This window comes from Kitasatospora sp. NPDC048715, assembly GCF_043198905.1.
Classification (GTDB): Bacteria; Actinomycetota; Actinomycetes; order Streptomycetales; family Streptomycetaceae; genus Kitasatospora; species Kitasatospora lactacystinica.
Genome location: NZ_JBICVH010000021.1, coordinates 14,673 through 32,428, shown reverse-complemented (window position 1 = coordinate 32,428; position 17,756 = coordinate 14,673). Strand labels below are relative to the sequence as shown.

The following is a 17,756-nucleotide window of genomic DNA, read 5'->3' as shown; positions in this document are numbered from 1 at the left end:
GTTGCTCCCCACGCTACTCCGCCGTAGCCTCCGCCGGGCCGACCACCGCAGGAGTAGCCTCGGAGGCATCCAGGGCATCACGTATCCCGGTCCCCGTTCCGGCTTCGTTCTGGGTGCAGGACAGCCCGGCAGACCCCGCCCCGGCGGGCGGCCGGAGACGGGAACGGTGAACGCCGTGACCACTCACTCGCCCGTGACCACTCACTCGCCCCAGCCCGCCCGGCCCGGCCACGGCCTCACGGTCGCCGACGCCATGGAACCCTGCGACTACCAGATAGCCGACGACAGCACCGTCGACCGGGCCGACGACATCCTCCGCGGCGCCCACCTGGACTACCTCCTCGTGCGCGGCCACGACGGCCGGTGCGAAGGGCTGGTCACCCGCACCGGACTCCACCCGTTCCTCACCCGCTCCTGGTACACCGAGCGGACCGCCATCAGCGCCACCACCCACCAGCGCGGCCCGTTCGCCTGGCCGACCATGGGCCTGACCCTGGCCGCGATCGCCATGCGGATCAAGCACCTGGCGGTCTGGCCCGTCGTCGACGAGGACGGCTACATCCTCGGCGTGCTCACCGCGGACCGCACCACCGACCTGCTCGCCGCCGAGCCCGCGTGACCCACGGCGGCATGTTCATCGGCCCGTCGGCTCATGGCGGGCGCGAACCGGGGCAAGCAGCCGACGCAGCACCGTCGGTGTGTGTCCCACGTGCTCGCGGACGATGCGGGTCAGGTGCGCCTGGTCGGCGAAGCCGAGCTGTGCTGCCAGGGCGGCGAGGCTGGGTTCGCCCTCGGCGATCCGGTCCATGGCCCGGGTGACGCGCACGCGGTTTCGGTAGCGGGTCAGCGAGACGCCCGTCTCCCTGGAGAACACCCGGCTCAGTCGGTAGGGCGACACCTCCAGCAGCGCGGCCAGTGCGCAGAGCCCTCCGGCCTCCGGGGCCTCTTCGATGATCGCCCCGCGCGCCGCGGCGGCCAGCGCCCGGTCGGCCGGCCGGGAGCGGAAGGTCGGCTCACCGGCCGCGGCCGCGACGAGGCGGAGCAGTTCCTCCGCCAGCGCGTAGTCGATGTCGCCGGTGGCCGCGGCGGCCACCAGACGGCGGTGGGCGAGATCGACGCGCGCGTCGACATACACCGTCGTCGCGGCGGGCGGGCGCCCGAGGAGGGAGGGCTCGAAGCTGACCGACGTGCAGACGTCGCCGCCGGCCGGATGGGCGAAGCGCTCCTGTTCGCCGGGCGCGCCCAAGTAGGCCGTGGTCCGGTCCAGATCGATGTCGGCGCCGTCGGCCGACCGTCGGAACCTGCCGCGTCGCACCAGCACCAGGCGGTGGTCGTCGCGGGTCTCCGGCTGCGACCACCGGGCGTGGTCGGAGCGGCACCCCACCACGGCCACGGTGAACTCCGGCCGGGCGGCGAGGGTCGATGCGGACAGCATGCCGCGAACGGTATCCGCCGGGTACGACAGAACGGCCCGCAAGGATCTTCAAGACCTCCGGCGCCATTGCCCCGGATGCTGGGGCTCACGTGATGACACGAAGGGAGCCATCCATGGCCGTTCACGCGGAGCTCACCGCGATCACCATCGACTGCGCCGATCCCCGGGCCCTCGCCGAGTTCTACCGCAAGGTCACCGGCTGGGACCTCGGGCAGGCCGACGACGACTTCGTCCAACTCGGCAGGGGGCCGGTCCGGTTGGCCTTCCAGCGGGTCGCCGGCTACCGGGGGCCCGGCTGGCCCGACGCCGCGAAGCACGCCCATCTCGACTTCACGGTGGCCGATCCCGAGGTCACGGTGAAGGAGCTGCTCTCGGCGGGGGCGACCAAGCCGGAGTTCCAGCCCGGCGAAGGCGAGTGGACCGTTCTCGCCGACCCCGAGGGCCACCCGTTCTGCATCGCTTCGGCCTGACGAGGAGTCGATCACCCATGGCCTCGATCCACAAGGAAATCGTCATCGATGCCCGCCCCGAGGCGGTGTGGTCGGTGCTCAGCGACTACGGCGCGGTGCACGAGCGGCTGGCGCCCGGGTTCGTCACCGACACCCGGCTGAGCTCGGACACGCGCACCGTCACCTTCGCCGACGGCACGATCGTGTTCGAACGGCTCGTCGACCTCGACCACGAGGCGATGCGGGTCGCCTACACGGTCGTCGGCGGCAGCCTCCATCCGTCCCACCACCACGCGTCCATGCAGGCCCTTCCGGAGGCCGGCGGCCGGACGAGATTCGTGTGGCACACCGATGTCCTGCCCGACGCGCTGGCCGCACCGATCGCCGAGTCCGTCGAGCACGGTTCGGCGGTGATCCGCCGCACGCTGGAGGCCGCTTCATCGGCCGCGCCCGGACCGGCACCCGTCCCGACCGAACCCCGATGAGCAGCCACGACATCGTCCGGGCCGCCTGGAAGGCGTTCGCCGGCCACGACGCCGACCAGATCTCCGCGGTCTTCACCGAGGACGCCGAGTGGCTGGCACCTCCGGGAAACGCGACGGCCACCGCGCTGGACCGCCCCAGTCACATGGTCGGCAGGGAAATGATCACGCGTTTCCTCGCCGAGGACTTCTCCCGCCTGTTCGTCAGGGACGTCGACGTCACCTTCCACGGTTTCCACGCCGACGGCGAGCGCGTGATCGTGGAGGAGACCATGACCGCGACGCTCGCCAACGGCAATCACTACGCCAATGACTACTGCCTGGTCTTCGAACTCCGTGACGGGCTGATCCACCGCGTCCGTGAGTACATGGACACCGCGCGCGGACACCGCATGGTCTTCGGCGACGCCGAGAAGTAGCCGAGGACGGCGAGGACGGCGAGGACGGCGAAGCGCCGCCCCGAGGTGATCGGGGCGGCGCCCAGGCGTCCCGGGTCAGTCGACCAGGGGCAGGTAGACCTTGTTGCCCTGGGCCGCGAACTCGGCGGACTTCTCGGCCATGCCCGCCAGGGCCTCGGCGTCGAACTCGGTGTCCACGGCGGTGGAACCGTCGCCGTGCTCGTCGCGGATCTTCTGGGAGATCTTCATCGAGCAGAACTTCGGGCCGCACATCGAGCAGAAGTGCGCGGTCTTGGCGGGCTCGGCGGGGAGGGTCTCGTCGTGGAAGGCGCGGGCGGTCTCCGGGTCGAGGGCCAGGTTGAACTGGTCCTCCCAGCGGAACTCGAAGCGGGCGTCGGAGAGGGCGTCGTCCCAGGCCTGGGCGCCGGGGTGGCCCTTGGCCAGGTCGGCGGCGTGGGCGGCGATCTTGTAGGTGATCACACCGGTCTTGACGTCGTCCCGGTTGGGCAGGCCCAGGTGCTCCTTGGGGGTCACGTAGCAGAGCATCGCGGTGCCCCACCAGGCGATCATCGCGGCGCCGATGCCCGAGGTGATGTGGTCGTAGCCGGGGGCGACGTCCGTGGTCAGCGGGCCGAGGGTGTAGAACGGCGCCTCGTCGCAGATCTCCTTCTGGAGATCCATGTTCTCCTTGATCTTGTTCATCGGGACGTGGCCCGGGCCCTCGATCATCACCTGGACGTCGTGCTCGCGGGCGATCCGGCCGAGCTCGCCGAGGGTCTTCAGCTCGGCGAACTGCGCCTCGTCGTTGGCGTCCGCGATCGAGCCCGGGCGCAGGCCGTCGCCGAGCGAGAAGGTGACGTCGTAGGAGGCCAGGATGGAGCAGAGTTCCTCGAAGTTGGTGTAGAGGAAGTTCTCCTGGTGGTGGGCCAGACACCAGGCCGCCATGATCGAGCCGCCGCGCGAGACGATGCCGGTCTTGCGGCGCGCGGTGAGCGGGACGTAGCGCAGCAGCACGCCGGCGTGGACGGTCATGTAGTCGACGCCCTGCTCGCACTGCTCGACGATCGTGTCCCGGTAGACCTCCCAGCTCAGCTCCTCGGCCCTGCCGTCCACCTTCTCCAGGGCCTGGTAGAGCGGCACGGTGCCGATCGGCACCGGGGAGTTGCGCAGGATCCACTCGCGGGTGGTGTGGATGTTGCGGCCGGTGGAGAGGTCCATGACGGTGTCCGCGCCCCAGCGGGTGGCCCAGGTCATCTTCTCCACCTCCTCCTCGATCGAGGAGGTGACGGCGGAGTTGCCGATGTTGGCGTTGATCTTCACCAGGAAGTTGGTGCCGATGACGGCCGGCTCCACCTCCGGGTGGTTCACGTTGACCGGGATGACGGCCCGGCCGCGGGCCACCTCGGCGCGCACGTACTCCGGCGCCAGGCCCTCGCGCAGCGCCACGAACTCCATCTCCGGCGTCACCAAGCCCCGCTTGGCGTAGGCGAGTTGGGTGACGGCGACGCCACCGCGACCGCGCAGCGGGCGACGCGGCCGGCCGGGGAAGACCGCGTCCAGGTTGCGCAGGTTCCCGCCGCGCGGCGAGGTGTGCTTGATCCCGTCGTCCTCGGGGCGCGGCTCGCGGCCGTCGTACTCCTCGACGTCGCCGCGCTGGCGGATCCAGGCGTCCCGCAGGGCGGGCAGGCCGCGCCGCACGTCGGGCTCGAAGGACGGGTCGGTGTACGGGCCGGAGGTGTCGTACAGCGGGACGGACCCGCCGTTGGAGAGCCGCACCTCGCGGTACGGAACGCGCAGGTCGGGACGCGACCCCTCGCGGTAGGACTTGCGCCAGGCCGGGGTCGGGTAGCCGGTGCGCTCGCTGCTGGGGGCGCCCTGGGCAGACTGCGGCTGTGCTTCGAACGTGGTCATCTGACCTCTACTCCCTACGCCGGCATTACCCGGTCAGGTTCCTGCGGTCGACGCAGCCGTCGGTCCGTCCGTCGACGTCCCGGTCAGCGTCCTCTCAGCCCGGTGCTCCGAGCTCCCGCGTCGCAGGCGGTGTTGCCTGCACACGACGCCCAACACCGTAGCGAGCCGATCGCCGCAGGTCCAGAGCGCCCCACGAGCCGGTCACCCCGCCCCGTCGAGCGACCGGTGTCGTCGTCGACCTCTTCGGCTACTACCGCAACCAGTAGCCGATCGGATACCGGAGAACGGCCGAGGCCCGGTCCCCCTCTCGTGGGGGGCCGGGCCTCAGGGCGGCGTTACGGGGTGGTGGGTCAGCTCTTGGCGGCCTTCTTCACCAGGACCACCACGGCGGCGGCGATGCCGACCACCACCAGCAGCTTGATCACGATCGAGAGCAGGGCGCCGACGACGCCGAACACGAAGGCGACGATGTTCCAGGCCAGCACCAGGACCAGCACCGGGATGACGATGTTGCGCACCCAGGAGGGCAGCGACTTCCAGAGCTCAGCCATGTCGGTTCCTCTTCTCCCCTCGGGTCGGCCGCCGTCCGGTGCCGCATCCCGCTTGCTTTCGGTACTTCGATCGTACGGTGGCGCGAGTGCCGGAACGAGGCCCAACGGCCCGGAGAGAACCCCGAGATCACCCCGAGCCCGACCCCCCGGGTGACCCCCGAGAATTCGTCCGGCGGCGTACAACCCCCGGCGTTCCCAAGCGTCCAACCAGTGCCGGAAGAACGCCCGTCCGGTGCCATCGACCAGGGGGGAACCTGATCATGCGGGCCAGAACAGCCGTGTCCACAGCCGCTCTCGCGGCGCTCAACCTGACCGTGGCGGCGCTCGCCGCGGTCCCGGCGGCCGCGGCACCGGCGGCCGTGACCGCTGCCGCCGACGTGACCGCACCGGCCGGGTTCGTCGGGATGTCCCCGACCCGGATCCTGGACACCCGCTCCTACGACCAGACCCCGTCGCACGACCACTTCGGACCGCTCAAGGAAGGCGAGTACTACAGCACCCCGGTGTCGCAGCGCTGCGGCAGCCACCCGCCGATGTACTGCGGCTCCGCCGTGCCGACCGACGCCACGGCCGTGGTGGTCAACCTCACCGTGACCGACCCGACCGCCGACGGCTTCGTCACGCTCGCCGCCAAGGCCGGCCCGGCCGGCACCAAGCCCGCCACCTCCAGCATCAACTTCAAGGCCGGCCAGACCATCTCCAACCTGGTCACGATCGCGGTCGGTCCGGTCGGCCGGGGCGCCCCGTGGATCAACGTCTACAACAACGCGGGCACCGCCCATGTCGTGCTCGACGTGGTCGGGTACTACCGGACCGCGGCGCCCGACAAGTACGGCCCGCTGACCCCGACCCGGATCGCCGACAGCCGCAGCGACGGCACCGGGCGGCTCGGCGGCGACGCGGTGCGCAGCTACCAGGTCGCCCGCCCCGAGCTGGGGACCGCGGACGCCACCTCGGTGGTCCTCAACGTCACCACCACGGACGGCTCCTGGGACAGCTTCCTGACCGCGTACCCGAGCGGGACGCAGCGGCCCGCCTACGGCTCGAACGTCAACTTCCCGGTGGGATCGACGGTCGCGAACCAGGTCGTGGTGCCGGTCGGCGCGGACGGGCGGATCGACGTCTACAACCGCGCCGGCTGGGTGCACGTGATCGTCGACGTCGTCGGCTACTACGGGCCGTCCGGAAGGGGCCTGTTCAGCGCGCTCACGACGCCGGTCCGCAACCTCGACACCCGGATCACCGGCGGCAAGCTCCAGCAGGGGGCGACCACGGCCGTCCAGGCCGTGCCCGCGGACGGCTCCGTCCCGAACGTGCTGGGTGTCGAGGCCAACGTCACGATCACCGACGTGACCGACTCCGGCCACCTCACGGTGTTCCCGGGCGGGGGCCAGCCGCCGAACACCTCCACCGTGAACGTCGAACCCGGGCAGACCGTCGCCAACTCGGTGACCACCGGGGTCACCGGCGGGGGCACCTACTCGGTCTTCAACCACGGCGGCCCGGTGAACGTCGTCGCCGACCTGACCGGCTACTTCGTCACCGGCTGACCCGGCACCGCCCGCCCGTCGTCCGCCCGTCGTACAGGTGCCGTGCGGACGGCGGACGACCGGCGGACGCACCCGCGCGGCTTCAGACCGGCCAGCGCTCTCCGCGCCAGGCCGCGTCCCAGAACATCCACTCGTAGCGCGAGGTGGTCACGAAGTGCTCGACCACCTTGCGGCGCTCGGCCGCGGACAGCTCCTCACCGAGCCGGTCGGTGAGCGCCAGCACCCGCCGGACCACCGACTGGAAGGCCTCGTCGCCGTAGGTGGCGATCCACTTGCTGTACAGCGGGTCGGGCGAGCCCTGGGCGAGCAGCGCCTCGCCGACCCGGGCGTAGATCCAGTAGCAGGGCAGCACCGCGCCGACCGCCTCGGCGAAGGAGCCGCCGTAGACGGTGGCCAGCAGGTAGCTGGTGTAGGCCCGGGTGGTGGGCAGCACGGGCTCGGCGGCGGCCTCCTCGGCGCTGCCGCCGAAGGCGGTCAGGAACTCGGCGTGCATGCCCTGCTCGGCGGCGAGCGCGCCGACCGCGTCGTCGGCGAAGGCCCGAACGTCCTGCTCGCCGGGCGCCTTGGCGGCGCAGACGGCGAGCGCGCGGGCGTAGTCGCGCAGGTAGTGCGAGTCCTGGACGACGAAGTGGCGGAAGGCCGCGCGCGGCAGGGTGCCGTCGGTGAGCCCGGCCAGGAAGGGGTGGGCGAGGATCTCGGCGTACACCGGCTCGATGGCCGCCCAGAGTTCTTCGGTCAGCGTCTTGGTGCTCATGACGCCGACCCTAACCGGCGGGGCGCTCAGTCCTCCGGCGGGGAGAACACCACCAGGACGCGCAGCTCCTCGGTGATGTGGTGGAACCGGTGCGGGGTGCCGGCCGGCACGTACACCACGGTGCCGCGGCCGACCGTGGCGGTCTCGGCGCCGACGGTCAGCTCGGCCCGGCCGCTGATCACCTGGTAGATCTCGTCCTGGTCGTGCGCGGTCTGGGTGTCGGTGTCGCCGGGGGCGAGCGCGTACAGCCCGGCGGACATCCGCGGTTCGCGCAGGAACCGCAGGTACGCACCGTCGTTGGCCGCCCGTTCGGCGTCCAGTCCGTCCAGCCGGAAGAGCTTCACCGCCGCCGTCCTCCCTCGTTCTCGGGCCCGTCCGTCCACCTCCCGGACCAGGGGCATTCAACACCACCCCGCCGTCCGGTGGTTCCGCCGGGACGGGGGTACCTGTCAGGCTTGGGCGGCATGAAGGGTTTCGTCATCAAGACACTGATCAACGCGGCGGCCATCTGGGTCGCCGCCTGGATCGTCAGCGGCATCCAACTCGCCGAGGGCAACGCGGACTGGCAGCACAAGGCGCTGACGGTGCTCGGCGTCGCCGTCGTGTTCGGCGTGGTGAACTGGCTGATCAAGCCGGTGGTCAAGCTGTTCTCGCTCCCCCTGTTCATCCTCACGCTGGGTCTGATCACCTTCGTGATCAACGCCCTGATGCTCCTGCTCACCTCCTGGGCCTCCGGGAAGCTGAGCCTGGACTTCCACGTGACCAACTTCGTTTCCGCGCTGGTCGGTTCGCTAATCATCAGCCTGGTCTCGTGGGGCCTGCACCTGGCCCTGGACGACGACTGACCGGCGCCGCGCGGACAGCCGAAAGGGGCCCGCACCCGGGTGTTCCACCGGGTACGGGCCCCTTCGCCGTTCTCGCCGCGCGGCCTGTCGGCGCCGGACCGCTCACCCCGCGTTCTCGCGCCCCTTGAGCAGGTCGGCGAGCTGGGCGTCGATGTCCCGCCCGGTGAACTCCTGTCCCATCGGCACCAGCCGGTCGGTGCGCGCCAGGAAGGCGATCAGCGGCGCGGACGAGGCGCACAGCAGGGCGTCGCCGTCGGGGGAGCGCAGCACGATGCGGACCTCCGAGAGCTCGTCGCCGACCGGGCGGATGTGCACGTCGCCCTCGCCCGCCGGCCCGCTGATCCCGTCGAGCAGCAGCTCCCGCGCGAAGTACCAGGTGACCGGGGCGTCTCCGGGGAGGTGGAAGGTGAGCCGGACGGCGTACGGATCGTCGGCCTCGTACGCCAGGTCCACCGGGAGGCGGAAGGAGAGCTCGTGCGAGACCACGAGGTTCATCACCAGGTGACCCTGGACTGTGCTGTGCTGCATGGCGCCAGTACCTCTCGTTCTGCCCGCGCCGTCGGTCTGCTGGCCCGATGGCGGCCGGACATGTTTTCGACGGTTTTTGTGACGGTTTATGCAACCAATCCACGTTCGATCATCATCGTCCCGTTTGGGGATGTAGCGGACAAGGTGTGCTTTTTCAAATGGTGAACGAGCCGAAGCTGGTCCAGACCAAGTGGTGTCAGGAGATGAACGCCGGGCTCATCGCCCCCACCCCGCGCCGCAGTTGGCGGGCGGCGGGCCCCAGCCGGTCGGCCTGGTCGACCGGGAGCGACAGGGCCATGGTGGCGACCACCGGGCCTATGGTGATCGGGACGGCCGCGCAGACCGTGCCGAGCACGTACTCCTGCCGCTCCAGCACGGGCATGGTCGGCCGCAGCGAGGCGAGCCGGCGCAGCACCGCGCTCTCACCGGTGAGGGTGGACGGGGTGAGCCCGGCCGGCGGGTGGCGGGCGAGGTGGTCACGGCGTTCCTCCTCGGGCAGTTGGCCGAGCAGGCACTGGCCGATGGCGTGCGCGTGGGCGGTGGCCCGGAAGTCCGCCCAGGGCTCGACGGCGGGCCGGCTCGGGCCCTCGACCACCTCCACCACGTGGACCTCGCCGTCCCGGTAGAGCGCGAAGTAGACGGCGGCGCCGAGTTCGTCCCGCAGGGACTGCATCCGCGTCCGCAGGTCGGGATCGCCGGGCCGCGCGCCGGGGCGGGCTATGCCGTCGAGCGCCTCCCCGTGGAAGAAGCGCCCCTCGGAGCGCCGCAGGTAGCCCTCGTGGGCCAGGGTCCGCAGCAGGTGGTAGGCGGTGCCGAGGGGCAGTCCGGCGGCCCGGGCCAGCTGCTTGGCGGTCGCGCCGTGCCGGAAGCCGCCGACCGCCTCCAGCAGCCGCAGCGCCCGCTGGACGGAGCCGATCAGGGTGGGCCCGCGGTCCGCGGCCGCCCGCCGCGACCCGGCCGCCCCGGACTCCCGCGCGATCCTGGGCTCCCGGGCGGTCCCGAACGGCCGCGTCCGCTCGGACGGCTGCGACTTCCCGCAGGACTGTGCCTTCCCGAGCGGCTGCGTCTTCCCGGAAGGCCGTGCGATCCGATCCATGCCACCCAACCCCCAGCCCGAGTCCCTCGTACAGGTCCGTGCCCAGAACGGGCATGCGGAGCGAAACCTCCGATTTGCCCGATAGCTGCTCATTGCAGCACAGCGGGGCCCCGAACGGATGCACCCGACCGGGTCGGCGTTTCGACCCGTTCCCGGTGTGTTTCGCCCTGTTCCCCGGGTTTCGCCCCCGCCCCGGCGCGGGAGAATCCCGCACAACGCGCCAGTCCCGGAGGTGGCCATGGGCCCCGAGAACCGCACTCCGCCGCCACCGCGCCCCGTCGTGAAGCGCACCGCGCGGGCGATCCTGCTGGAGCTCGACCCGGACGATCCGTACGGCCCGGCGTCGATCGTGCTGATCCGGCGGGTCCGGCCGGATTCGCCGCACCCGTACTGGATCACCCCCGGCGGCGGGGTCGAGCGCGAGGACCGGACGGTGGTCGAGGCGCTGCACCGCGAGGTGGACGAGGAGCTCGGCGGCAAGGTCGTGGACGTGGTGCCCGCCTTCGTCGACACCATCAGCCACACCATGCCCCAGCCACCGGCCGGGGGTGCCGCCGTCGACGACGGCACCCTGCCGCACCCGCACGGGGTCAAGGTGCAGCACTTCTTCGTCTGCCGGCTCGCCTCGATGGACCTCAGCCGGCGGCACGGGCCCGAAGTGACCGACCCCAACGGCGAGTACGAGGTGGTCCGGCTGCCGTTCACCCGCGAGGGCGTCACCTCGGTCAACGTGGTCCCGCCCCGGCTGCGGGCGTACCTGGCGGCCAACATCGAGGGCATCCGCGCGCTCCTCGCACCCGACCTCGGGTGATCAACCCGCGGTCGGGTCGCCGACCGGGTCGTGCCGGATCCGCTCGGCCGGCACCCCGGCCCGCAGCAGTGCCCCGACGCCCGTGCGCACCATCGCGGCCGGCCCGCTGAGCACCGCCTCGCGCCCGGTCCACGGGCCGAACCGGCTCACCACCTCGGGCAGTTCGCCGGTCAGCGGCCCGCCGGGCAGCAGGCCCCCGGGCAGCAGGACACCCGCCGGGGCGCCACCGGACAGTACCGGACGGACCGTCAGCCACCGGTTCCGCGCGGCCAGTTCGCGCAGCTCGCCCAGCGCGTACAGCTCCTCGGCCCGGCGGGCGCCGTAGAACACCTCGACCCGGCGGCCGGGCACGCCGTGCTCGACCGCCTCCTCGACCAGGGCACGGATCGGCGCGATGCCGGTGCCCCCGCCGAGGCAGAGCAGGTCCGGTCCCGCCGCGTGGTCGACGGTCATCGAGCCGGCCGCCGGACCGAGCCGCAGCACGTCCCCGGGCGCGGCCCGGTGGACCAGCGCGTTGCTCACCCAGCCCGCCTGGACGGCCTTGACGTGGAAGGTCAGCAGCCCGTCCGGGCGGGGCGCCCCGGCGAAGGAGTACTGCCGCCAGACCCTCGGCCACCAGGGCGTCTCCAGAGCGGCGTACTGCCCGGCCCGGAACGGGTACGCCTGGTCCGGACGGACTGTGATCGCCGCGACGTCCCGGGTGCGGCGCTCGTGCCGGACGATCTCGCCCTGCCACCAGGGCGGCGAGGTCCGGGCGTCCTCCTCGGCGGCCTCGATCACGGCCGAGGAGATCATCCGGTAGGCGCGGCGCCAGGCCGATTCGGCCTCGGCGTCCCAGTGGCCGCCCGCGTACCGGGCCAGCGTCGCCACCAGGCACTCCTCCACCGCGGCGTCGTACCCGGTCAGCGTGCCGTACCGACGGTGGTCTCGGCCGAGCCCGGTCAGCGTGGCGCGCAGGGCCACCGGCTGGTCGATCTCGCGCACGACGGCCAGCAGGGTGCGGAACAGCCGGTCGCGGTGGACGTCCATGGCGGCGGGGAAGGAGGGGCGGAGCTCGGGGTGGCGCAGGAAGAGCAGCGCGAAGAAGTGCGCGGTGGCCCGGTCGGCGTCCGGCCCGACGGCGGCGAGGCCGGCCCGGACCAGCGCGACCTCCCGGCCGGTGAGCGGCGGTCGGCCGGCGGTCCCGTCCTGACCCGCAGCGGGAAGGCCGACGGCGGGGAGCCCGGCAGCGGGGAGCGCGACGGCGGGCGGTGCGGCCGGGAGCTGCCCGACGGGGGTCCGCACGCCCCAGGCCTCGGTCCACCGGTCGCCCGGCCCGGCCCAGTTGAGGCCGGGCGCGTCGGCGAACAGCGGGCGGAAGGAGGTGGGGTCCGGAGCGAGGACGGCGCCGAAACCGGAAGCGGGGCCGGAACCGGAAGCGGGGCCGGGGCCGGTGGCGGGGCCGGTGGCGGGCACGGCCGGCGGGTGCGGCGGCCGGGCCGGGATCACCGGCCGGACGGGCTCCAGCAGCGACACCGGCGGCAGCACCGCCGTCGGCGCCTCCGCCGCCGGCAGGGGCGGCAGGGGCGGCAGGTCCAGCGGGCCCAGCGGTGTCGACGGCCGGACGGCCACCTCCCGCGCCACCTCCCGCGCCGGGGCCCGCCCGGGCGCGCCCGTCGGCAGGCCCGGGACGGAGGCGGCCCCCGCCGAGCCGTGTCCGGTGCGGACCAGGACTGTCCCGCGGGACTTCACCGCTACGTTTCGAGTACCCAAGAGAATCGTTTCGCCTCCGGCCGGCTGCGCCACCACTCGGCTTGTCCCTACTGGCGCCAGGGCAGCGTGGCACGGCCGGAGCGCTCCTCCGACGAATCGCGCGAAGCCCGGACATCCGGGCCGGGGACGCGCTACTCTCCCCGGTCCACGGTCGCCCTGGGTGCCCCTCCGCGCACCCAGGGCGACCATTCCCGCCACTTTCGGCGGCCGGGATCAGAGCTGTCGCAGCAGCATCCCCGGCTGCTCCACGCAGTCGGCGACGAACCGCAGGAAGCCGCCCGCCGTCCCGCCGTCGCAGACCCGGTGGTCGAAGGTGAACGACAGCTGGGTCACCTCGCGCACCGCCAACTCCCCCTGGTGGACCCAGGGTTTGGCCACGATCCGGCCGACCCCGAGCATCGCCGCCTCCGGGTGGTTGAGGATCGGGGTGGAACCGTCCACGCCGAACACCCCGTAGTTGTTCAACGTGAAGGTCCCGCCGGTCAGTTCGGCCGGGGTGAGCGCACTGCCGCGCGCCGCCTCGGTCAACCGGGCCAGCTCCTCTCCGAGTTGTTCGGTGCTGCGGTTCTGCGCGTCCCGGACCACCGGGACGACCAGCCCGCGCTCGCCCTGCGCGGCGAAGCCCAGGTGCACCGCCGAATGCCGGACGATGCCCGAACCATCCTCGGTCACCGAGGAGTTGAGCTCCGGGAAGCGCGCCAGCGCGACGGTGCAGATCCGCGCCAGCAGCGCCAGCACGCTCACCTTCGGCCCCGGCGTGGCGTTCAACTGCCTTCGCAGCGCCATGAGTTCGGTGGCATCCGCATCCACCCAGCAGGTCGCCGCCGGGATCTCCCGGTGGCTGCGGCTCAGCTTCTCGGCCACCGCCTTGCGCAGTCCGCGCAGCGGGACCACACCGTCCCGCACGGCCAGCCCGGCGGGCGCCGGAGCGGCCACCCTGGCCGCGACCGCCCGTTCGACGTCCGCACGCATGATCAGTCCGTCCGGCCCGCTCCCGGCGAGCGCGGTCAGGTCGACCCCCTGCTCCCGGGCCAGCCGCCGCACCAGCGGCGAGATCACCGGCACCACCGCGGGCCCGGTCGGCACCGCCGGAGCCCGCACGGCCACCGCACCGGCCACCGCACCCGCCGGCGCACCGGCCGCAGCACCCGCCGAAGCACCAGCACCAGCAGCGGCACCGCCACCGGCCACGACCGGGGCCGGCACCGCGGCCGGCCCCCCGACCCGGCGCCGGCGCCCGCCCCGGCCCGGCTCGGCGACGCCGTACCCGACCAGCGGCCGCTCCACCTCGGAGGCCGCGGGAGCGGCGACGACGACCGGCTCGTCCGGAGCCTGCGGACCGCTCCCCGACGACGACGGCCCCACCGCGACCGTCACCAGCGGCGCGCCCACGGCGATCTCCTCGCCCACCTCGCCGTACCGCGCGGTGACCACCCCACCGTACGGACAGGGCACCTCCACCACGGCCTTGGCGGTCTCCACCTCCACCACCGGCTGGTCGACGGCGATCACCTCGCCGACCTCGACCATCCAGCGCACCACCTCCGCCCCGGTGAGACCCTCACCGAGGTCGGGCAGCCGGAACTCGCGCACGACGGGCATCATCCTCGGTCCTCCCACTGGAGCCGGGCGACCGCGTCCAGGATCCGGTCCACCCCGGGCAGGTGGTGGTGCTCCAGCATCGGCGGCGGGTACGGGATGTCGAAGCCGGTGACCCGCAGCACGGGCGCGGCCAGGTGGTGGAAGCAGCGCTCGGTGACCCGGGCGGCGATCTCCGCGCCGGTGCCGCCGAAGCCGCTCGCCTCGTGCACCACCACGGCCCGGCCGAGCGAGCGCACCACCCGGCAGACCGTCTCGTCGTCGAAGGGCACCAGGGTGCGCAGGTCCAGCACCGCGAGGTCCCAGCCCTCGGCCTTCGCCGTCTCGGCCGCCTCCAGGCAGACCGGCAGCGAGGGGCCGTAGGTGATCAGCACGGCGGAGGTGCCGGTGCGCCGCAGCACCGCCCGGCCGATCGGTTCGACCGGCGTCGCCGGGTCGAAGTCGGCCCTGCCCCAGTAGAGCCGCTTGGGCTCCAGGAAGACCACCGGGTCGTCGGAGGCGATCGAGGCGCGCAGCAGCCCGTACGCGTCGGCCACCGTTCCCGGCGTGACCACGTGCAGGCCGGGGGTGCTGGTGTAGTACGCCTCGGAGGCGTCGCTGTGGTGCTCGACGCCGCCGATGCCGCCGCCGTACGGGATGCGGACGGTGATCGGCAGCGGCATCCTGCCGGCCGTGCGGTTGCGCATCTTGGCGACGTGCGAGAACAGCTGCTCCAGCGCCGGGTAGGCGAAGGCGTCGAACTGCATCTCGACGACCGGGCGCAGCCCGTACATCGCCATGCCGATCGCGGTGCCGAGGATGCCGGCCTCGGCCAGCGGGGTGTCCAGGCAGCGCTCCGGGCCGAACTCGGCGGTGAGCCCGTCGGTGATCCGGAAGACGCCGCCGAGCGCGCCGACGTCCTCGCCGAGCACGTGCACCGCCGGGTCCTCGCGCATGGCGTCCCGCAGCGCGGAGTTGAGCGCCTGGGCCATGCTCGACGGGCGGGCGTCGGAGGGGCGCCGCGATGGGGGTCCCCCCGGCCGGAGGCTGGGGGAGGCCCCGCCGAGGGTGGGCGCGGGCGACGGGTGGGAGGTGCTCACCGGTCCGCCACCTCCGCCTCGGCGGCCAGCTCTTCGGCCAACTGGGCTGCCTGCTCCCGTAGTTGTGGGGTCGGTTCGGCGTAGACGTGGGCGAACAGCGCCATCGGGTCCAGGGCCGGGTCGGCGTGGAACTCAGCCCGCATCCGGGCCGCCAGCGCCTCGGCCTCGTCGGCCGCCTCCCGCACCAGCCGGTCGTCCAGCACGCCGAGCCCGCGCAGCGCGCGCTCCATCAGCAGGATCGGGTCGTGCTCGCGCCAGGCGGCCACCTCGGGCTCGGTGCGGTAGCGGGTGGCGTCGTCGGCGTTGGTGTGGGCGTCGATCCGGTAGGTCAGCGCCTCGACCAGGGTCGGGCCGCCGCCGGCCCGGGCCCGCTCGACCGCCTCGGTCAGCACCGAGTGCACGGCGGGCGCGTCGTTGCCGTCCACCAGCCGGCCCGCCATGCCGTAGCCGACGGCCTTGTGGGCCAGGCTCGGTGCGGCGGACTGGGCGCTGAGCGGGACGGAGATCGCGTAGCCGTTGTTCTGCACCAGGAAGACCACCGGGGCGCCGAGCACGGCCGCGAAGTTCAGCGCCTCGTGGAAGTCGCCCTCGCTGGTGCCGCCGTCGCCGAGCATCGCCAGCGCGACCACCGGCTCGCCGCGCAGCCGGGCGGCGTGCGCCAGCCCGACGGCGTGCGGGGCCTGGGTGGCGAGCGGGGTGCAGAGCGGGGCGGTGCGGCTGGCCCGCGGGTCGTAGCCGGTGTGGGCGTTGCCGCGCAGCAGGGTCAGCGCCTCCAGCGGGTCGACGCCCCGGGAGACCACCGCGAGGGTGTCGCGGTAGCTGGGGAAGAGCCAGTCGTGCTCGCCGAGCACCAGCGCGGCGGCGACCTGGCAGGCCTCCTGGCCGGTGGACGCCGGGTAGACGGCGAGCCGGCCCTGCTTGGTCAGGGTGGTGGCCTGCTGGTTGTAGCGGCGGCCGACGACCAGCCGGCGGTAGAGCTCGCGCAGCAGGGCCGGGTCGTACTTCTCCAGGGCCGGGGTGCCGAGCGCCCGGACGGGGGACGGGTCCGGGAGGAGGGGCGCCGGGTCGGTGCGCGGAGCGGTGGCCCCGGGCAGCCAGCCGGGCACGCTCGTGTGGTGTCTGTGGTCGAGAACGGTCATCTCGGGGCACCTCCAGGGGTGGCGGGGGCTCCCTACCGATTGTTCGGTCGTCTGTTCATCTTGACCAGAAGCGTGACAAGGTGGTGGACATTCGGCCTGTTCGGCGGTCGACTGGTGGCAGTGTGTCCAATCGGTGGGGGTGGGGGGTCATGTCTGCTGAACAGATGTCCAGACTCGATCAGGTCGACCGGTCGATCCTTCGGCTGCTGCAGCAGGACGGTCGCGCCTCCATCCGCTCGGTGGCCGAGCGGGTGCACGTGTCCCGGGCCAACGCGTACGCCCGGATCTCCAGAATGGTCGAGGACGGCATCATCCGCGGCTTCACTGCCAGGGTGGACCACGAACGGGCTGGTCAGACCGCGTCCGCGTACGTCACCCTGAAAATCGTCCAGAACTCCTGGCGGACGGTGCGCGAACGGCTGCTGGAGCTGCCCGGGGTGGCGCACATCGCGCTGGTCGGCGGGGACTTCGACGTCCTGCTGCTGGTGCACACCGCCGACAACCAGGCCCTGCGGGAGCTGGTGCTGGGCAGCATCCAGTCCATTCCCCAGGTGCTCGGCACCCGGACCATGCTGGTCTTCGAGGAGACCGACCAGGTGCCGCCGATCTGACCGGCCGGGCCGCCGGTCTCACCGACCGGCCCACCGGTCGGCCCGCCGCGGCGGGCCGGGCCGGTCAGCGCGCCCGCAGCCCGTCGAAGGCCAGGTGGACCACCGCGTCCGCGACCCCGTCGGCGGCCTTGAGCCCCGGCCGGTACCACTCCACGATCGAGTTGATCATCCCGAACAGCAGCCGGGTGGCCAGCCTCGGCTCCACGTCCGCGCGCAGCGCGCCGTCCGCGACCGCCGCCCGCAGCAGCTCGGCCACCTGGTGGTCGAAGTCCCGCCGGCGCTCCAGCGCCCACTGCTCGGTGGCCGTGTTGCCGCGCACCCGCAGCAGCAGCGTCACGTACGGCAGTTCCTCCAGCAGCACCTCGGCGGTGCGCCGCACCACGTGCTCCAGCCGCTCCACCGCCGGGCCCCGGACCGCGGCCGGCTCGACCAGGATCGCGAACAGCCCGTCCAGCGCCCGCCCGACCGCCAGCCGCAGCAGTTCCTCCTTGCCGCGCACGTGGTGGTAGATGGAGGACTTGGAGATCCCCGCCGCCCGGGACAGGTCCTCCATGGAAGTGCCGTCGTAGCCGCGCTCGTTGAACACGTCGACGGTCACCGCGAGCAGTGACTCCACGGTGTAGGCGGTGCGCGTGGTGTGATCGGCCATCCTCCGAGTATCCCCGGCCGCCCCCCGCGTTACGCGATCGGGTCCGACTGGTCCACACCAGCCCGGAAAGGCAGGCCCTAGAATCTCCGGACGATCCGTCCACGTCCAGAGCACTGG

20 protein-coding genes and 1 riboswitch are annotated in these 17,756 nt (G+C 72.9%); of the genes, 8 read left to right on the top strand and 12 right to left on the bottom strand.

Annotated elements, in window-relative coordinates:
* Positions 1-193 precede the first annotated feature (193 nt).
* On the top strand, positions 194-619 hold the full coding sequence (locus ACGFSC_RS33740; protein WP_359905161.1) for a CBS domain-containing protein: 426 nt from the start codon (positions 194-196) through the stop codon (positions 617-619).
* Positions 620-634: 15 nt separating this feature from the next.
* On the opposite strand, the gene ACGFSC_RS33735 is transcribed toward ACGFSC_RS33740, so the two are convergent.
* Positions 635-1,435: a helix-turn-helix transcriptional regulator gene (locus tag ACGFSC_RS33735; protein WP_359905164.1), complete on the bottom strand. Its 801-nt coding sequence runs from the start codon at positions 1,433-1,435 to the stop codon at positions 635-637.
* Positions 1,436-1,548: 113 nt separating this feature from the next.
* Between ACGFSC_RS33735 and ACGFSC_RS33730 the strand changes: the two genes are divergently transcribed.
* Genes ACGFSC_RS33730 through ACGFSC_RS33720 form a run of 3 tightly spaced genes read left to right on the top strand, consistent with a single transcriptional unit; the run spans position 1,549 to position 2,785 of the window.
* On the top strand, positions 1,549-1,905 hold the full coding sequence (locus ACGFSC_RS33730) for a VOC family protein (protein ID WP_359905167.1): 357 nt from the start codon (positions 1,549-1,551) through the stop codon (positions 1,903-1,905).
* 17 nt (positions 1,906-1,922) lie between these two features.
* A complete protein-coding gene (locus ACGFSC_RS33725) occupies positions 1,923-2,369 on the top strand; it encodes an SRPBCC family protein (RefSeq protein ID WP_359905170.1) in 447 nt (148 codons plus the stop codon).
* Positions 2,366-2,785: a nuclear transport factor 2 family protein gene (locus ACGFSC_RS33720; RefSeq protein ID WP_359905173.1), complete on the top strand. Its 420-nt coding sequence runs from the start codon at positions 2,366-2,368 to the stop codon at positions 2,783-2,785. Before ACGFSC_RS33725 ends, ACGFSC_RS33720 begins: the two co-directional genes overlap by 4 nt.
* 75 nt (positions 2,786-2,860) lie before the next feature.
* Here ACGFSC_RS33720 and thiC read toward each other — a convergent pair whose 3' ends face one another.
* Together thiC and ACGFSC_RS33710 are read right to left on the bottom strand one after the other, a co-directional pair.
* Positions 2,861-4,675: a phosphomethylpyrimidine synthase ThiC gene (thiC, locus tag ACGFSC_RS33715; RefSeq protein WP_359905176.1), complete on the bottom strand. Its 1,815-nt coding sequence runs from the start codon at positions 4,673-4,675 to the stop codon at positions 2,861-2,863.
* A riboswitch (TPP riboswitch) is annotated at positions 4,670-4,804 on the bottom strand. It overlaps the preceding gene by 6 nt.
* Before the next feature lie 221 nt (positions 4,805-5,025).
* Positions 5,026-5,226, bottom strand: a complete 201-nt coding sequence (locus ACGFSC_RS33710; RefSeq protein ID WP_049653234.1) for a DUF5326 family protein — start codon at positions 5,224-5,226, stop codon at positions 5,026-5,028.
* Between the two features lie 278 nt (positions 5,227-5,504).
* Between ACGFSC_RS33710 and ACGFSC_RS33705 the strand changes: the two genes are divergently transcribed.
* Positions 5,505-6,776 carry a hypothetical protein gene (locus ACGFSC_RS33705; protein ID WP_359905179.1) on the top strand — a complete coding sequence of 424 codons (1,272 nt, stop codon included), beginning with the start codon at positions 5,505-5,507 and terminating at the stop codon, positions 6,774-6,776.
* An 82-nt stretch (positions 6,777-6,858) separates the two neighbouring features.
* Here ACGFSC_RS33705 and tenA read toward each other — a convergent pair whose 3' ends face one another.
* Positions 6,859-7,530 carry a thiaminase II gene (gene tenA, locus ACGFSC_RS33700; protein WP_359905181.1) on the bottom strand — a complete coding sequence of 224 codons (672 nt, stop codon included), beginning with the start codon at positions 7,528-7,530 and terminating at the stop codon, positions 6,859-6,861.
* A gap of 26 nt (positions 7,531-7,556) precedes the next feature.
* Complete coding sequence (locus ACGFSC_RS33695) at positions 7,557-7,874, bottom strand: cupin domain-containing protein (protein WP_359905184.1); 318 nt, start codon at positions 7,872-7,874, stop codon at positions 7,557-7,559.
* Positions 7,875-7,994: 120 nt separating this feature from the next.
* Between ACGFSC_RS33695 and ACGFSC_RS33690 the strand changes: the two genes are divergently transcribed.
* A complete protein-coding gene (locus ACGFSC_RS33690; protein ID WP_359905187.1) occupies positions 7,995-8,375 on the top strand; it encodes a phage holin family protein in 381 nt (126 codons plus the stop codon).
* 102 nt (positions 8,376-8,477) lie between these two features.
* Here ACGFSC_RS33690 and ACGFSC_RS33685 read toward each other — a convergent pair whose 3' ends face one another.
* The gene (locus tag ACGFSC_RS33685) at positions 8,478-8,903 is read right to left on the bottom strand and encodes an SsgA family sporulation/cell division regulator (protein WP_359905190.1); all 426 of its coding nucleotides are present in this window, start codon (positions 8,901-8,903) and stop codon (positions 8,478-8,480) included.
* A gap of 196 nt (positions 8,904-9,099) precedes the next feature.
* A complete protein-coding gene (locus tag ACGFSC_RS33680) occupies positions 9,100-9,999 on the bottom strand; it encodes a helix-turn-helix domain-containing protein (RefSeq protein WP_359905193.1) in 900 nt (299 codons plus the stop codon).
* 238 nt (positions 10,000-10,237) lie between these two features.
* Between ACGFSC_RS33680 and ACGFSC_RS33675 the strand changes: the two genes are divergently transcribed.
* Positions 10,238-10,810, top strand: a complete 573-nt coding sequence (locus ACGFSC_RS33675) for an NUDIX domain-containing protein (RefSeq protein ID WP_359905196.1) — start codon at positions 10,238-10,240, stop codon at positions 10,808-10,810.
* On the opposite strand, the gene ACGFSC_RS33670 is transcribed toward ACGFSC_RS33675, so the two are convergent.
* The 4 genes from ACGFSC_RS33670 to ACGFSC_RS33655 form a co-directional block, all read right to left on the bottom strand.
* Entirely contained in the window at positions 10,811-12,541 is a 1,731-nt protein-coding gene (locus ACGFSC_RS33670; protein ID WP_359905199.1) for a globin domain-containing protein, read from the bottom strand. It abuts the gene before it with no gap.
* A gap of 234 nt (positions 12,542-12,775) precedes the next feature.
* Entirely contained in the window at positions 12,776-14,164 is a 1,389-nt protein-coding gene (locus ACGFSC_RS33665) for a dihydrolipoamide acetyltransferase family protein (protein ID WP_359905245.1), read from the bottom strand.
* A complete protein-coding gene (locus tag ACGFSC_RS33660) occupies positions 14,164-15,132 on the bottom strand; it encodes an alpha-ketoacid dehydrogenase subunit beta (RefSeq protein WP_359905247.1) in 969 nt (322 codons plus the stop codon). The genes ACGFSC_RS33665 and ACGFSC_RS33660 overlap by 1 nt, the downstream gene beginning before the upstream one ends.
* 104 nt (positions 15,133-15,236) lie before the next feature.
* Positions 15,237-16,379: a thiamine pyrophosphate-dependent dehydrogenase E1 component subunit alpha gene (locus tag ACGFSC_RS33655; protein WP_359905202.1), complete on the bottom strand. Its 1,143-nt coding sequence runs from the start codon at positions 16,377-16,379 to the stop codon at positions 15,237-15,239.
* A gap of 164 nt (positions 16,380-16,543) precedes the next feature.
* Here ACGFSC_RS33655 and ACGFSC_RS33650 point away from each other — a divergent pair, with 164 nt between their 5' ends.
* On the top strand, positions 16,544-16,990 hold the full coding sequence (locus ACGFSC_RS33650; RefSeq protein WP_359905204.1) for an Lrp/AsnC family transcriptional regulator: 447 nt from the start codon (positions 16,544-16,546) through the stop codon (positions 16,988-16,990).
* Positions 16,991-17,054: 64 nt separating this feature from the next.
* On the opposite strand, the gene ACGFSC_RS33645 is transcribed toward ACGFSC_RS33650, so the two are convergent.
* Positions 17,055-17,639 carry a TetR/AcrR family transcriptional regulator gene (locus ACGFSC_RS33645; RefSeq protein ID WP_359905207.1) on the bottom strand — a complete coding sequence of 195 codons (585 nt, stop codon included), beginning with the start codon at positions 17,637-17,639 and terminating at the stop codon, positions 17,055-17,057.
* Positions 17,640-17,756: the final 117 nt, after the last annotated feature.

Coding starts and splice junctions, on each gene's coding strand:
- ACGFSC_RS33725 (WP_359905170.1), top strand. CDS start 1,923: ATGGCCTCGATCCACAAGGAAATCGTCATCGATGCCCGCCCCGAGGCG.
- ACGFSC_RS33655 (WP_359905202.1), bottom strand. CDS start 16,379: ATGACCGTTCTCGACCACAGACACCACACGAGCGTGCCCGGCTGGCTG.
- ACGFSC_RS33685 (WP_359905190.1), bottom strand. CDS start 8,903: ATGCAGCACAGCACAGTCCAGGGTCACCTGGTGATGAACCTCGTGGTC.
- ACGFSC_RS33690 (WP_359905187.1), top strand. CDS start 7,995: ATGAAGGGTTTCGTCATCAAGACACTGATCAACGCGGCGGCCATCTGG.
- tenA (WP_359905181.1), bottom strand. CDS start 7,530: ATGAGCACCAAGACGCTGACCGAAGAACTCTGGGCGGCCATCGAGCCG.
- ACGFSC_RS33730 (WP_359905167.1), top strand. CDS start 1,549: ATGGCCGTTCACGCGGAGCTCACCGCGATCACCATCGACTGCGCCGAT.
- ACGFSC_RS33735 (WP_359905164.1), bottom strand. CDS start 1,435: ATGCTGTCCGCATCGACCCTCGCCGCCCGGCCGGAGTTCACCGTGGCC.
- ACGFSC_RS33710 (WP_049653234.1), bottom strand. CDS start 5,226: ATGGCTGAGCTCTGGAAGTCGCTGCCCTCCTGGGTGCGCAACATCGTC.
- ACGFSC_RS33645 (WP_359905207.1), bottom strand. CDS start 17,639: ATGGCCGATCACACCACGCGCACCGCCTACACCGTGGAGTCACTGCTC.
- thiC (WP_359905176.1), bottom strand. CDS start 4,675: ATGACCACGTTCGAAGCACAGCCGCAGTCTGCCCAGGGCGCCCCCAGC.
- ACGFSC_RS33720 (WP_359905173.1), top strand. CDS start 2,366: ATGAGCAGCCACGACATCGTCCGGGCCGCCTGGAAGGCGTTCGCCGGC.
- ACGFSC_RS33680 (WP_359905193.1), bottom strand. CDS start 9,999: ATGGATCGGATCGCACGGCCTTCCGGGAAGACGCAGCCGCTCGGGAAG.
- ACGFSC_RS33660 (WP_359905247.1), bottom strand. CDS start 15,132: ATGGCCCAGGCGCTCAACTCCGCGCTGCGGGACGCCATGCGCGAGGAC.
- ACGFSC_RS33665 (WP_359905245.1), bottom strand. CDS start 14,164: ATGCCCGTCGTGCGCGAGTTCCGGCTGCCCGACCTCGGTGAGGGTCTC.
- ACGFSC_RS33675 (WP_359905196.1), top strand. CDS start 10,238: ATGGGCCCCGAGAACCGCACTCCGCCGCCACCGCGCCCCGTCGTGAAG.
- ACGFSC_RS33650 (WP_359905204.1), top strand. CDS start 16,544: ATGTCCAGACTCGATCAGGTCGACCGGTCGATCCTTCGGCTGCTGCAG.